Source organism: Rhodococcus sp. 5G237, assembly GCF_053764735.1.
The window spans coordinates 174,343-189,313 of record NZ_JBSNCD010000010.1; the positions used below are offsets into that span (position 1 = coordinate 174,343).

At 68.3% G+C, this 14,971-nt stretch carries 9 protein-coding genes; 6 read left to right on the forward strand and 3 right to left on the reverse strand.

What is annotated here, in order from left to right:
* Positions 1–6: 6 nt before the first annotated feature.
* From ACWPOC_RS22345 to ACWPOC_RS22360, 4 genes are all read left to right on the forward strand, one after another.
* A complete protein-coding gene (locus ACWPOC_RS22345) occupies positions 7–2,484 on the forward strand; it encodes a LuxR C-terminal-related transcriptional regulator (RefSeq protein ID WP_455409350.1) in 2,478 nt (825 codons plus the stop codon).
* Positions 2,475–4,073, forward strand: a complete 1,599-nt coding sequence (locus tag ACWPOC_RS22350) for a hypothetical protein (RefSeq protein ID WP_455409351.1) — start codon at positions 2,475–2,477, stop codon at positions 4,071–4,073. Before ACWPOC_RS22345 ends, ACWPOC_RS22350 begins: the two co-directional genes overlap by 10 nt.
* A gap of 138 nt (positions 4,074–4,211) precedes the next feature.
* Entirely contained in the window at positions 4,212–5,543 is a 1,332-nt protein-coding gene (locus ACWPOC_RS22355) for a S1 family peptidase (protein ID WP_085469142.1), read from the forward strand.
* A gap of 167 nt (positions 5,544–5,710) precedes the next feature.
* Positions 5,711–7,018, forward strand: a complete 1,308-nt coding sequence (locus tag ACWPOC_RS22360; RefSeq protein WP_085469143.1) for a S1 family peptidase — start codon at positions 5,711–5,713, stop codon at positions 7,016–7,018.
* A 599-nt stretch (positions 7,019–7,617) separates the two neighbouring features.
* On the opposite strand, the gene ACWPOC_RS22365 is transcribed toward ACWPOC_RS22360, so the two are convergent.
* Positions 7,618–8,283, reverse strand: coding sequence for a hypothetical protein (locus tag ACWPOC_RS22365; protein WP_085469144.1), 666 nt, complete (start codon positions 8,281–8,283; stop codon positions 7,618–7,620).
* Between the two features lie 434 nt (positions 8,284–8,717).
* On the opposite strand from ACWPOC_RS22365, the gene ACWPOC_RS22370 reads away from it, so the two are divergent.
* A complete protein-coding gene (locus tag ACWPOC_RS22370) occupies positions 8,718–11,891 on the forward strand; it encodes a (Fe-S)-binding protein (protein ID WP_455409352.1) in 3,174 nt (1,057 codons plus the stop codon).
* Positions 11,892–11,949: 58 nt separating this feature from the next.
* Here the strand turns inward: ACWPOC_RS22370 and ACWPOC_RS22375 are convergent, their stop codons facing one another.
* Together ACWPOC_RS22375 and ACWPOC_RS22380 are read right to left on the reverse strand one after the other, a co-directional pair.
* Positions 11,950–12,900 (reverse strand): hypothetical protein, encoded by a 951-nt coding sequence (locus ACWPOC_RS22375; RefSeq protein ID WP_455409353.1) that lies wholly within the window; start codon positions 12,898–12,900, stop codon positions 11,950–11,952.
* A 95-nt stretch (positions 12,901–12,995) separates the two neighbouring features.
* The gene (locus ACWPOC_RS22380; RefSeq protein WP_228525641.1) at positions 12,996–13,988 is read right to left on the reverse strand and encodes an alpha/beta hydrolase; all 993 of its coding nucleotides are present in this window, start codon (positions 13,986–13,988) and stop codon (positions 12,996–12,998) included.
* Positions 13,989–14,085: 97 nt separating this feature from the next.
* Here ACWPOC_RS22380 and ACWPOC_RS22385 point away from each other — a divergent pair, with 97 nt between their 5' ends.
* Positions 14,086–14,964, forward strand: a complete 879-nt coding sequence (locus ACWPOC_RS22385; RefSeq protein ID WP_455409354.1) for an esterase/lipase family protein — start codon at positions 14,086–14,088, stop codon at positions 14,962–14,964.
* Positions 14,965–14,971: the final 7 nt, after the last annotated feature.

Below are 14,971 nucleotides of genomic sequence, written 5' to 3' on the forward strand. Positions count from 1 at the left end.
ATCCCGATGACGTCTGCTCCCGCTCCTCCGCGACGCCCGGTCCCCAGGGAGGTCACGCGTGCCCTGACCGTGGCCGCTCCCCCGCGACTGTTGCTCGTCGGCGGCGCCGGAACCGGGAAGTCCGCAATACTCGCTTCGCTCCGAACCGAACTCGGCGAGGCCCGCATCGTCGACGACGCACACCGCATGACCGCCGCGGAACTGCAGGAGCTCGTCGACCACATCCGGGATGCACCGACGGGGATCGTCGTGGCCACCGAAGCCCGACCGCACCGAGCCGAGATGCGTTCGCTGACAGCAGCATTCGTGGGACACGGGACCGTGGTGGAACTGGGTTCGTGGACGCCTCGCGAAATTGCCGGTCGCGCGGCGTCGTTCGAGCTCCGGCTCGCACCGCCCCAGGTCCGTGCCCTGCACCGCCTCACGGGCGGCGTACCGCATCTCGTCGACACCGCCTTCGAGGCCGTACGGACGGAGGGTGATGTCCGGCGGGTCGTCGAGGAAGCGATCCGCCGGCAGCTCCTCGCGGATCTCGATCTCACCGCGGCCCTGGCGCTCGTCGATCTCGGTGCCACGCTCGATCCCGGCGAACTCGCCGCCGTACTCGACATCCCTGTCGAGCGTGCCCTCGACCTCGTCGATGCCGCTCGTGCGAGTGGCCTGCTCGGCACGGATGCCGCGAGCCTCACCACCGGGGCGAGCGGTGTGCCCGCCGGCGTCCTGGGGAGGCACAACCTGTTCGCCGTCGCGCGTCGTCTCCTCGCGACCCGCATCGACACCGGAACGCTGACGCCGCAGCTCGCCCGCGGTCTCGCGACGATCGGTCTCACCGACCCGCACCTCGCCGATCGGCTCGTCGCCTTCGCGGCCGACGCGCCACCGCGCGAAGCCGCCGAACTCCTCGACGCCGCCGTACCCGCGGGAGCCGATCCAGCGACCCTTGCGGTGCGACGAGCCGAAGTCGCCTTCGCAGCAGGGGATCTCGAACGAGCCGAACAGATCACCGACCGGTTGCTCGACCGCGCCGACACGGCGGACGTCGACGACCTGCGCGCCGCCACCCGGATCTCCGCGAGCATCGCCGCACATCGTGGCATGCTCGACCGCAGTGCCGACCTGTTCGAATGGCTCGGCCCCGACCGGGTCGGTACGGACGCTCCCCTCGCCGCCACCGTGCTGCTCGCCGCCGGTCGCCCCTCGGCCGCAGAACATCTCCGCGGTGCCGCCACATCGGGTGCGCCGACCTCGTCGGCCTCCGCCGCGCGACTGCTCGAGGAGGGCCTGCGCGAATCCGTCGGCGGCGACGGCCGGATCGCAATGAACCGCCTCGCCCGTGCCCTGACGAGCCTCGGCTCCGACGGGTCGCTGCGCGCCTGGCCCGACACGGTCGACGCCGTCGCCGCACTGCTGTGTCTGCACTCGGGCGAACTCGGGCACGCACGCGCGATCCTCGACCGTCCGGAGACGCCCACCGTGCGCAATCGCATCCTGGTGGCGTGGACCGAGATGCTCGGCGGTGATCTCGCAGCCGCCGCAGCCACCGCCGAAGCCGTCGCTCCCGAGGTGACCGGGCAGCGCGACCTCCTCTTCTTCCACGCCCTGCAGGTCGGGCTGGCGCGACGTAACGCCGACCTCGGAGCGTTGACGGTGCGGTGGCAGGCCGCGCAGTCGGTGGTGGCGGAGTACGCCGTCGACCTGTTCGGGCTGCTGCCCCTGGGTGAACTGTGGCTGGCTGCCGTCCGACTCGGAGAGTCCGCGCGGGTCGCGCATCTCGTCGCCGCTGCCCGCGCGCTGCTCACCACCCTCGGTGAGCCACCGCTGTGGGGTGCGGCGCTGCACTGGTACGGGGTGCAGGCCGCGATCGCCGCGGACCGTCCGGCCGACCTCGTCCCGCACGCCCGCGCGCTGGCCCTGGCTGCGGAGACCACCGCCTACGCCGCGGTGCTCGCGCGGGCCGGGCACGCATGGCTCTCGGTGCTGCGCGGTGAGGTCGACGCGACGCGCATCCGCGAGGCGGCCGAGTCCCTCGCGTCCGTCGGTCTTCCGTGGGACGGCGCGAAGCTCGCGGGAGAAGCAGCGCTGCGGACGGACGACACCACCGTCGCCACCGGATTACTGCAGGTCGCGCGGACGATCCGGCAGGACGGTCCGGCCGGTCGCGCACCGGTGGACATCGCCCCCGACACTCCCCCCGGTGATCCGGACGAATCCCCCCTCGGCGCACGGGAGAAGCCGGGTGCGCTGTCGGAGCGCGAGGCGCAGGTGGCCGACCTGGTGGTTTCCGGCCTCACCTACCGAGAGGTAGGAAACCACCTGTACATTTCCGCGAAGACCGTGGAACATCATGTCGCCCGTATCCGGCGCCGACTCGGTGCCGGTTCCCGCTCGGAGCTCCTGTCACTGCTCCGGGCCATGGGGCACGGCGCAGATGTACCCCGTCACACATACTCCGACCGGAATGGAGGCAAGCCGGCATGTCCGTAGGCGTAGGCCTGAGGGTGGGGACCACCGTGTCGTCGGTTGCGGTCACCTCACCGACGCCGGGACGGCCGGACCCCGCACCGATCGAGCGGTTCACCGCCGTCCACCTGCATTCCGACGGCACCGCGACACTGGGCGACCACGACATCGTCGACGGGCACACCAGTTCCTTCACCGGCTTCGTCGATCGTCTCGGCCACTCCGGTGGTGTCCGCGCCAACGACGGTTCGCTCTCCCGCGCCGAAGACCTCGTCGCCACGGCCATGGAATGCCTCCTGGCCGACGCAGCCTCTCTCATCGGCGACACCCCGTACACCGCAGTGGCGACGTACCCCACCGACTGGCCGAGCTCGACGGTCGCGGTACTGCGCAACGCCCTCGACTACGTCGGATTGCGTCATGTCTCGCTCGTCTCCGACGCCGAGGCCGCCGCGGCATGGTTCGAATCGCAGGTCGCACACCAGACCGGGCGACTCGTCGCGGTCTATCACATCGACCCGCAGGGCTCGACCGTCACGCTCGTGCGCTCGGGAGTCGCGGCGGGTAAGGCCTTCCGATTCCCCGAGGACGACGCTCCGTCGGTCGCCGCGCAGCTCTCGTCGGCGCTCGGCGCGTTCGGCTGGCTCGTGAGCAACCTCGACGCCATCGTCGTCACGATCGACGAAGCGGTCGACCCGAGCGCGGCGCAGCTCGTCGCACAGTCGGTGAAGACCGGACTCGGCGTGCGGTGCGCCTTGGCGCCCGAGCCGCACCAGACGATGGTGCGTGGCGCCGCTCTCGCGGCGGCCGCCGGCTCGGTCGACCTCCTCGGCTCGACGCAGATCCTGCCCACCGCCAAGCTCGCCGAACCGCGACGCAGCGAACTCGACCCCGAGATCACCGCCGTGATCTCGAAGATCACGGCGACTCCCCCTCCGGGTGCCACGCCCGCTGCGGCCGCGGCGCCCGCGGCGAACACGTCGAAGGCGACGGTCGCCGCCGTCGCGGCCGGGGAAGTCGCCGACGAGAAGCCCTCGGGTCGTTCGTCGAAGGTCACGGCCATCGCGGCGGCTGCGGCGATCGCGCTGCTCGTAGGCATCGGCGCGTTGGTGTTCGGGCTGCGGGACTCCCCGACGGCCACCGCGGGCACGCAGGTCGCCGAGACCCCGACCGCACCCGCGACCACGACGACCTCGAAGGCGCGCCCCACACCGGCTCCCCGCAGCACCGAGGAGACCACCACCGAGGAGTCGACCGAACCGGCCACCGCCGAGCAGACGGTCCCGGTGGCTCCGCCGGTCGTGCAACAGACCTGGGTCGATCCCACCACCGGCACGAGCGAACAGTCCTCTTCTTCTTCGTCGTCGCCCGGCTCGACCACATCGAGCACGTCCGACACGTCCTCGACCACGTCGAGCACCGGCTGGTCGCGGCGGAACCAGCCCGATGATTCCTCGGGTGGCGGACGCGGTAGCGGAGGCAGTGGCGGGAGCGGTGGCGGGGACAGCACTACGCCGACGACCACGTCGCCGACCGTTGCTCCCACGTCCGAGCCTTCCGAGCCGACAGATCCGGAGCCCAGTTCGGAACCCCCGACTGAGACCGGCAGCTAGACAGCGCGGGTATCCGGGTGGTGACCTACGGCACTATCGGCGGTCGCCGGGCCGTCCCGTAGGCTGTCCCGCGGGTCGGCTCGCCGATTCCACGAAGCACCTGTTCAAGAGCACATCGAGCACACATGAAAGGCCTCCATGCGTCTCTCGTCGGCGTCGCGCGCCGCAGTCCGTTCCACCACCCGCCGCGTCGCAGTCGCAGCGGCCTCCGCGGTTCTGCTGGCAGTGCCCTTGAGCGCCACAGCGAGTGCCGCGCCCGCCGAACAGTTGCCTTCTGCTGAACTTCCCGCCGAACTCGTCGAGGCGATCCAGCGCGACCTGGGTCTGTCCCCCGAGGAGTACCTCGATCGTGCCGCCCGGGCGCAGGAGCTCGGCGACTACGCCCGCGACTTCCGCTCCGAGCACCCCTCCGAGTTCGCCGGGGCCTGGCTCGGCGAGGACGGCAAGCCGGTCATCGCCGTCACGAATCGCGAGGCCGCCGAGCGCGCTGCGCAGGACGGCTTCCACGCCACGGTCGCGCCGGTCTCGGCCGACGGACTCGAGCAGGCCCTCGCCGAGCTGAACCGCTGGGTGGCGGGGCTCCCGCGCGAGGTGTCGTCGCAGATCAACTCCGCGTCGATCGATGTGCTCAACAACCAGATCGTCCTCGACATCGTGAACTCGCCGATCGGGCGCGCACTGAACCTGCCGTCGCTGGTGGCGAACGTGCAGGTCCAGCTGTCGCCGGGCATGCCGCCGAACGATCCGGCCCCGATGGGTGGCGACACCTACATCACCGCCGACGGCGACGTCCGCGCCACGCCCATCGAGCGCATCGGCATCTGCTCGTTCGGCTTCAACGGTGTCGACGCCGACGGTAACGCCGTCAATCTCACCGCCGGTCACTGCGACGCGGTCGCCCGTGCCGACGGTGGTTCGACGGTCTACCTGCCCAACCGCGCGAACATCGACGAGAGCGTGCGGATCGGCAAGTTCACCGAGTCCACGGTGGGCACCGACAGCACCCTCGACTACGGCATCGTCTCGCTCGACGAGGCCGGCGTCGAGGCCGGCCTCGACCGCCCGTCGGTCCGCGGCGGCAACGGTTCGACACTCACGGTCACCGGCACGGCCGTTCCGGTCGTCGGCGCGCCCGTCTGCAAGTCGGGCCAATCCTCGTCGTTCACGTGCGGCCTCGTCGTCGCCGACCGCATCGAGACCCAGCTGACCTACGACTCGGGCTTCTCGAGCACCATCCGCGGCTTTGCCACCTCCGCCTGCACCCTCGCGGGTGACAGCGGTGGCGCCATCGTCACCGGCACCCTCGCCCTCGGCGTGATCAGCGGATCGAACAGCGCCGGCGCACCGAACTGCGTCGAGGCGAACCTGGTACTCGCGCCCAACGGTGGCACCTCCAGCCTCGGCATTCCGATCCAGGAGATCGAGAACGCCACCGGCACCCGAGTCCGTACTGCGGCGAACCCGGCATAACGGCCGGAACCGTCCGGTCCGTTCGTCACAACAGTCACACGAGTCTCATCCGTAACCGAGAAGTACCTATGTACTTCCTCGCTCACCCCTTAGGATCGGACGGACGCCGATCCGCGGGGGAACGGCGCCTTCGCGCGTGCATGCGTGAAGGAACGAGAAAGGTATCCATGCGACGCACCTTCGCACGTCGGACGGCCGTCATCGGTTCGGCCGCACTGCTGCTCCTCGGTCCTGCCGTTGCCATCGCGCAGGCCGAACCCGAGACCGAACCCGCGCAGACATCGTCTCTGCCGGCCGAGCTCGTCGAGGCGTTGCAGCGCGACCTGAACATCGATGCCGAGCGCTTCCTCGCCGATGCGCAGCGCAGCCAGGATCTCGCCGCGTTCGCCGAGAAGGCACGGGAGCAGTTCGAAGCCGTCTTCGCCGGTGTGTGGCTGGACGACCAGGGCACCGCCACGGTCGGCCTCACCGAGGGTGACGGCTTCGAGGAGGCCCGCAAGGCCGCCGAGGATGCCGGATTCACCGTCGCCGAGACCGAACGCAGCGAGGACGCCCTCGAAGATCAGCTCGGCGCACTGGGCGACTGGCTCGAGACCCAGCCGCCCGCCGTCGCCGACGTCATCCGCGGTATCGCCATCGACGTGGTGAACAACGACGTCGTCGTGCGCACCGACAACGTGTCCGGTGTCGAGCTCCCCGACTTCCTCGACGGGGTGCGCGTGCTGTTCGCTCCCGCCGAGCTGACGCCGGAAGGCGCGACCGACCTGCAGCCCATCGCCGGTGGCCTCGACGCCCCCGACGCCCTCTTCGGTGGCGACGCCTACGCCGCGCTCGGCGCCGGCGAGGGCCTGCGCTGCTCGCTCGGCTTCAACGGCGAGGACGGCAGCGGACAGCCCGTGAACATCACCGCCGGTCACTGCGACCCCAACCGCGCGCAGGCCGGCACTCGGTGGGCCTCCCAGGTCCACCAGCTCATCGGCGACAACCTCGGCCAGCACCTCGGCTCGTTCGAGAAGACCGTGCTCGACGGCAGCGACTACGCGCTGATCCGCCCCACCTCCGATGCCGCGGGTCGCTTCGAGAACAACGGCGTGCGCGTTCCGTTCGCCGCTCCGCTGCCCATCACGGGTATCGCGGATCCCGTCGTCGGCGCTCCGGTCTGCAAGTCGGGCCTGCGCACCGGCTACAGCTGCGGCGTCGTGACCGCCACCGGCCAGAACGTCGAGATCGGCCACCGCGTGCTCGAGAACGGCTTCTCCACCAACCTGTGTGCCCTGCAGGGCGACAGCGGTGGCACCCTCGTCACCGGCACCCTCGCCCTCGGCATCTCCAGTGCCTCGAACGTCGGCCAGTACGGCATGTGCGAGATCGCCGGGTTCGTCAGCGGCCTGCTCGGTGAGAGCCCCGAGCTGTTCGCCACGCCGATCAAGACGGTCCTGGCGGAGAACCCGGGCCTGAAGGTCCGCACCTGGTAATCGACCAGAACGTCACGAAGGTCCGTTCCCTACGGGGAGCGGACCTTCGTCGTTCGTGGGGGCGTTCGGAGGGGCGTACGGCCGTGCCGGTCGGCGCAGGTTCGGGGCGGTTCTCCTGCACCACAACGACCGGCGGCAGAAGGCGGTGGAACAGCCCTTCGTCGGGCGTTCGGAGGATGCCTCCAGGGGCCCTCGGAAATGCCCCTGAATCCGCTTCGGAAAGCGCCCGCGAGCTGCATTTCCTAGGTGAACCTAACCACCTCCGGGACCTGGCTTCCCAATGTCCGTTTAGCGTGGGTTACGATCCTCGCACCCTGGCCGGTAGCGCCATCCCCTGAAAGGACTTCACTTGAGCAGCGAGATCTTGATGACCAGCCTCGAACTCGGCTTCGACATCTTCGGCTATGTCTGGGACATCATTCGCCACGGCAGCCGACTCATCGGGTCCATGTAACGACACCCGATTCGAGCTGAAGGCCCTGTCCGCACTTTCGGACAGGGCCTTTCTGTATGGGTTCCGACGCCGGATGGAGAACGGCCGCTGCAAGGAGTTCGTCCTTACAGCGGCCGTTCGAGTTCGAATGCCTAGCCGACTGGAATCAGTTGGCGTAGACCGTGGTGCCCGGAGGCGCCAGCAGGGTCTGCGCCAAGCCGACACCGGCAACGATCAGCGTCGGACCACCCGCGATGATGGTTCCGACGACGCCACCGATACCAGCGCCCGTGATGGTGCCGACAGCGGGCATCACGAAGGTGCCGACAACTGCGCCGATGATGGTTCCGATCAGGCCGCCGACCGCGGTCGCGATACCCAGCTGCGACGCGAAATTCTGCTGAGCCTTCAGGTTCTCGTCCGGCGAAGCAACATCGGTCAGCTTCAGGGCGACCGGCGTGAGGCTCGCGCCGACCTTGTCCTCGGGGGCGACGGGGGTGGCCTTCGACAGGTCGGTGACCGGGGTCAGCGTGAGGGTCTTGCCGTCCTCGCTGATCTGACGCTCGAAGGGGAGCTGCAGATCGCCGAGCTGAATGGCCAGCGGCAGGCTGAGGACAGTGTTGCCGGCGTTGTCCTGGAGCTCGACGCTCTCGCCGTCCCCGGAGACCTGGAACTCGCCGGCGTCGATGACGGTGACCACCGAGTCGCCCTCGATCTTGGACTCGTAGTTGATCTCGTCCTGCGCAGCGGGCGCCGCATACGAGGTACCGGCGGTGATGCCCATGGCGGCGATCGTCATCGTCGCCACAGCGGCAAGCTTCTTCAGCTTCATCTTTTTCCGTTCTGTGACATGGCGCACGCCTGTTAAGACGCCCCCATTCTGCTGTATTGACCTGGAGTTCTACGTCCCCCGACGCGCACAGCCCACATGCGAACCCCATGTACCGGGCGAATCATAACCGACATCACATCCGGAGTGTTATACCCCTTTGTCCGAATGGATACCGCATCGTGGCCGGTAGAGCGTGTCGTGACGTCCGTGTGACACACGCCTCGTTCCGGGCAGGTTAGGACATCCTGCGTGACGGCGGCATCACGTTTGACCTCTAGCGTGTCCGGGCACACGGTCTCCGATTCGATGCGGATTTTGCTACTGACGGGTAACTCCAGTTCAGACCAAGTTACCGGTGGGTAACTTAGCTTGCGTTACGATGCGGTGACTCATACCAGGCGGCACGACGCCGCCCCCGACACGAAAGGCCACGTATGAATGCCCTGACGATTACGTTGGGCACGATCGGCGTGCTGCTGAGCCTCGTGTGTTGGTTCGCGTTCATCAGCGGCGCATTGAAGATGGTCAACACGATTCGGGTCGGCCAGCCGGCCCCGGACCGCTGGCGGCCGTTCTTCCCGCGCTTCAAGCAGATGGTCGTCGAATTCCTCGCGCACACGAAGATGGTCAAGTTCCGGACCGTCGGCTGGGCGCACTGGCTGGTGATGGTCGGCTTCATGCTCGGCGCGATCGTCTGGTTCGAGGCCTACGGCCAGACGTTCGATCCGGAGTTCCACTGGCCCCTCATCGGTGACACCGTCGTCTATCACTTCATCGACGAGATCCTCGGCCTCGGCACGGTGATCGGCATCCTGACGCTGATCTACATCCGCCAGCGCAACCATCCGCGTCAGCCCGGTCGGATGTCGCGCTTCAGCGGCTCGAACTTCAAGGCCGCCTACTTCGTCGAAGCGGTCGTGCTGCTCGAGGGCCTGGGCATGATCCTGGTGAAGGCCGGCAAGATCGCCACCTACCACCACCACAACGCCTACACCGACTTCTTCACGATGCAGGTCGCCCGGATCCTTCCGGAGAGCCCCGAACTCGTGTCGGTCTTCGCGTTCATCAAGCTCATGTCGGGCATGGTGTGGCTCTACATCGTCGGCCGCAACATCACCTGGGGTGTCGCATGGCACCGCTTCTCGGCCTTCTTCAACATCTACTTCAAGCGTGAGGACGACGGCGGTCCCGCCCTCGGTGCCGCACGTCAGATGATGTCCGGCGGCAAGCCCGTCGACATGGAAGACGCCGATCCGGACAAGGACACCTTCGGTGCCGGCCGCATCGAGGACTTCACGTGGAAGGGCTGGCTGGACTTCACGACCTGCACCGAGTGCGGTCGTTGCCAGTCGCAGTGCCCCGCCTGGAACACCGGTAAGCCGCTGTCGCCGAAGCTGCTCATCACGTCGCTGCGCGACCACGGTTACGCCAAGGCTCCCTACCTGCTCGCCGGTGGTCGCACCGATCTCGGTGGCGACGAGGTCGGCCTGGTCAACGCCGAGGGCAACCCGGACGAGGCCAAGCTGGCGAAGATCCCGGCGTCGGCTCGCGAAGAATCGGGTCGCAAGCTCGTCGGCGAGACCGAGGGACTGCTGGAAGCAGGCGAACTCGCTCCCGTCATCGACACCGAGACCCTGTGGTCGTGCACCAACTGTGGTGCGTGCGTCGAGCAGTGCCCGGTGGACATCGAGCACGTCGACCACATCATCGACATGCGTCGCTACCAGGTGCTCATCGAGTCGGACTTCCCGTCCGAGCTCGCGGGTCTGTTCAAGAACCTCGAGAACAAGGGCAACCCCTGGGGCCAGAACGCCAAGGACCGTCTCAACTGGATCAACGAGATGGAGTTCGACATTCCGGTCTTCGGCCAGGATGCCGACAGCTTCGACGGCTACGAGTACCTCTTCTGGGTCGGCTGTGCCGGTGCCTACGAGGACCGTGCGAAGAAGACCACGAAGGCCGTCGCCGAGCTCCTCGCGACCGCCGGCGTGAAGTTCATGGTCCTCGGCGCCGAGGAAACCTGCACCGGCGACTCCGCTCGCCGCGCGGGCAACGAGTTCCTGTTCCAGCAGCTGGCGCAGCAGAACATCGAGGTCCTCAACGGTGTGTTCGAGGGCGTCGAGCAGAGCAAGCGCAAGATCGTCGTGACCTGTGCGCACTGCTTCAACGCGCTGAATAACGAGTACCCGCAGGTGGGTGGCAGCTACGAGGTCGTCCACCACACGCAGCTGCTCAACCGTCTCGTGCGGGCGAAGAAGCTGGTCCAGGTCAAGGCCGTCGGCCAGGACGTGACCTACCACGACCCGTGCTTCCTCGGACGGCACAACAAGGTCTACAACGCTCCGCGTGAGCTGATGGCGGCGTCGGGCGCGAAGCTCGTCGAGATGCCGCGTCACGGCGAGCGGTCCATGTGCTGTGGTGCCGGTGGTGCCCGCATGTGGATGGAGGAGAAGATCGGTAAGCGCATCAACATCGACCGTGTCGACGAAGCGCTCACCACGAATCCCGCCAAGATCGCGACGGGCTGCCCGTTCTGCCGCGTCATGCTCACCGACGGTGTGACGGCGCGTCAGGAAGAGGGCAAGGGCGAGGGCGTCGAGGTCATCGACGTCGCGCAGCTCATGCTCGAGTCCATCTCTCGCGTCGAGGCCGCGAAGCTCAGCGACAACCTCAAGGTCGTCCAGCAGCCGAAGACGCCGGTCGAGGTCGAGGAGACCGCGGAAGAGGTCGAGAAGGAGCGCGTCGAGGAGGTCGAGGTGGCAGCGGCAGCGCCGGCTGCTCCGAAGACCACCGGTGCCCCGAAGGCCGGCGGTCTGCAGATGAAGGGCGGTCTCAAGGCTCCGGGCGGACCGAAGGCTCCCGGTGGTGCGAAGGCTCCTGCTTCCGAGGCAGCCGAGGCTCACGCAGCTCCGAAGGCGAAGCCGGGCGGACTGCAGATGAAGGGTGGCCTGAAGGGTCCGGGCGCGAAGAAGGCTGCGGCTCCGGCTGCACCTGCCGCGTCCGAGGCTTCTGCTGCTCCTGCAGCCGAGGCACCGGCAGCACCGAAGGCCAAGCCGGGCGGACTGCAGATGAAGGGCGGCCTCAAGGCTCCGGGTGCGAAGGCCCCGGGTGCCGCGAAGCCGGCCGCACCTGCTGCCCCTGCCGAGTCGTCGTCGGAAGCTCCCGCAGCCGAGGCACCTGCGGTGCCGAAGGCGAAGCCGGGTGGCCTCCAGCTCAAGAGCGGCCTGAAGGGCCCCGGCGCCAAGAAGGCGGCTCCGGCAGCGAACTCTGCGCCCGCGGCTCCGGCCGAAGAAGCACCTGCTGCGGAGGCTCCCGCGACGGAAGCCCCTGCGGAGCAGCCGAAGGAGTCGGCGATCCCGAAGGCGAAGCCGGGCGGACTGCAGCTCAAGAGCGGTCTGAAGGGACCGGGTGCGAAGAAGGCTGCGCCTGCCGCTCCGGCTGCTGCGCCGACGAAGGCGGAGCCGACGCCGGAACCCGAGCCGGTCGCCGAGGCTCCTGCGGAGCCCGAGGCGCCCGCGACCCCGGCGAAGCCGGAGGTCGAGGCACCGAAGGCGAAGCCTGGCGCGCTCGGCTTCAAGCCCGGCGCGAAGGCACCTGGCCGCAAGTAGGTACGCAACGCGAGGTTGAGGCTCGCAACGCTGGCAGTGACTGCTGGCGTTGCGAGCCTCACTTCTTTGTTGCGTACCTCCCCGTCGGCCCGCTCCCCCGCGCCGCCCGTGCGAACGCCTCCCGCACCTTCGTTGCGACGGCGCCGCGGGTCCCGAGGTCCTGCCACGTCCACCGCACCACCGTCCACCCCGCGTGACGCAGTGCGTCCTCCCGCAGCTTCTCGCGGTAGACCACGTCCTCGGCGGCGGTGGTCGCGACCCCGTCGCGGCGGTACTTGATCCGACCGTCGAACTCGCCGATCACACCGTGCTCCGGCCACAGGAAGTCGACGCGAGCGAGCCACCTGCCGTCGGCGGAGAAGACGTCCACCTGTGTGAGCGGCAATGGGATCTGCTCACGGACGAACAGGACCCTGCTCCGCGACTCGCCGACGCTGTCGCTGCACCCGCTCGACAGCTGCACGACACGACGCGCGTGCGCGATGCGGGGATGGCTCCCCATCCGTTCCACGGCACGGGTCAGATCGACGGGGGCAACCAGCCCTGCTCGCAGCGCACTGTCGGCAAGTACGACGGCCTGCTCCACCGGCACCGTTGCGGCCACATCCGTGATCGTCCGTGCGACCGACAGCACCCGCGCTCCCCTCCGATCCACGACGTCCGCCTCACGGAAGAGCGCGGCGTGCATGACGCGGCCGGGTGTCCTCCGCGCTCCACTCGGCGCGTTGCGGGTGAGGTGCACATCGTCGAGTGGGATCTGCCAGACGTCGAGCCCGTGCAGTACCGCGGCCGATACGTGGCTCAGCGCCGAGGTCGGTCCGGCATTCGCGATGAACGCCCGTGCCCGCAGAGCATGTCGAGCGTGATCGTCGGCCCCCGCATACTGGTCGGACTGGACGAAGACTCCCGACGCGAGCCGAGTCCACGTTCCGTTCCGCACCAGACGTCGGATCTCCGCATCGGTGACGCCGCGCGCATGTGCCTCGCGCCGCAGGATCAACTCCCCCATGACGCCCAGCATCGCCCGTCGCCCCAGGCCCGCAGGTGCCTACGAGGACGAATCGGCCGGATCTGTGGATGAACCGACCGCCTGTGGAGAACTCGTCAGGAGACGCCGATCGCGGGGCCGAGGACGGGCCACGAGTTGTGCAGGTCGTCCTGCCAGTAGCCCCAGTTGTGGGTGCCGTCGTCGTGGATGTCGATGGTGGCGGGGATGCCCAGTTCGTCGAGGCGCGTCGCCATGCGTCGGGTGCAGTCGGCCGCGGCGGCTTCGATGAGCCCGCCCTTGATGACCACGTCGGCGAGGTCTTCCTCGTCCTTGATCCACTCGGATTCGAGATTGTCGTAGCGGCCGGGCAGGCCGGTGCGCGACGACAGGTACAGAGTGGTGCCGCGGAGTTTCTCGGCGTTGACGTACGGATCGTTGGCGACCCAGGTGGGGTCGTCGAACGACCCCCACATGTTGAGCGGGTTGCCGAAGAAGTTGACGACGGTCGTGGTGACGAAGGCCTGGCCGAGGGGGTCGCTCGTGCGCGCGCAGCCGCTGAAGCTGCCCACCGCGTCGTACAGATCCGGTGCAGCGATGGCGAGATTGAGCGACGACGTACCCGACATCGAGAAACCGATCAGGCCGTTGGTGCCGGTGGTCGCGTAGGTGCTGTCGATGACGGGCGGCAGTTCCTCCGTGAGGAAGGTGGCCCACTTGTAGCGGCCGAGGTTCGGGTCGTCGTGCTTCCAGTCGGTGTAGTAGCTCGACTCGCCGCCCTTCGGGATGACGACGTTGACGTGCTTGTCGGAGAAGAAGTCGACGATGTCGGACTGGTCCATCCAGCTGTTGTTGTACGACCCGCCGTCGACGCCGCTCAGCACGTACAGCGTGGGGCCGGGAGTATCGGTGTCGGTGGGGCGCAGGATCCGCAGCTCGATGTTCTCGTCCATGGACGGCGAGTAGACCTCGATGTCGAGCTGCTGGTCGTCGACGACCGTGGTGCTCACGAGCCGGGCCTCATCGGGTTCTGCGGACGCCGTCGACGCTCCGAGTCCCCAGGTCGACGCCACGACGGTCGTCACGACCGCCAACGCGGATATCCGCCGCATAGATATACTCCGATTCCGTTCCCCTGCGCAGCCCCCGGAACACCTTATAGGGCCGCAGTGCACTTGCCGATAATCGTCACTGTTCGAAGGATGACCCGTGTTTGGCCGATCGCTCCTGCTGACCGTTCTCGCCGCGGGTCTTCTCGGATCCGGCGTGGCGGCCGCCTCGCCCGCCACGCTGCCCGTTCCGTACGAACTTCCCGACACGGTGGCTCTCGAGCTCGAGAATCCGGGTGGTTCGGCTCCCGGCTCGAACGACCCGAATTGTCGCCCGACCGCCGACAAGCCCAATCCTGTTGTGCTGGTCCACAACACCAGTGGCAACCGGCAGGTCGCGTGGCAGACGTTCTCGCCTCTGCTCGCCAACGCCGGCTACTGCGTCTTCGCTCCGACGTTCGGCGCGTTCCCCGGTCCGTGGCCCGTCAGCGCTCTGGGTGGGATGGCGCCGCTCGAGCCGAGCACACATCAGCTCTCCGCATTCGTCGACGAGGTGCTCGCGCAGACCGGAGCCGAGAAGGTCGACATCGTCGGCCATTCGCAGGGCACGTTGGTCGCGGCGAAGTGGATCGGTGACGGCGGCGCCGACAAGGTCGATCGGCTCGTGTCGCTCGCTCCCCTGTGGGACGGGACAACCATCGTCACCAGCGACGGTGTGATGCGCGACTTCGAGTACGCGACGTGCCCCGCCTGCGCCGACATGCTTCCCGGTTCGCAGTTCCTCGAGGATCTCGCCGCGACCGGCCGTTTCGTCGAGCCGGTGGAGTACACGAACATCCTCACCTCCCACGACGACGTGGTGCAGCCGTACACGAGCGGCCTGGGCGAGGACCCGAACGTCACCGACATCGTGCTGCAGGACGTGTGTGCCTCCGCGAAGACCACGCACCTGGAGATGCTTGCCGATCGGCTCACCGCGGAGCTCGTGCTCTCCACCCTCGACGGGTCCGTTCCGGCGCCCACCGGCTGCGTCGACTGACCGCACC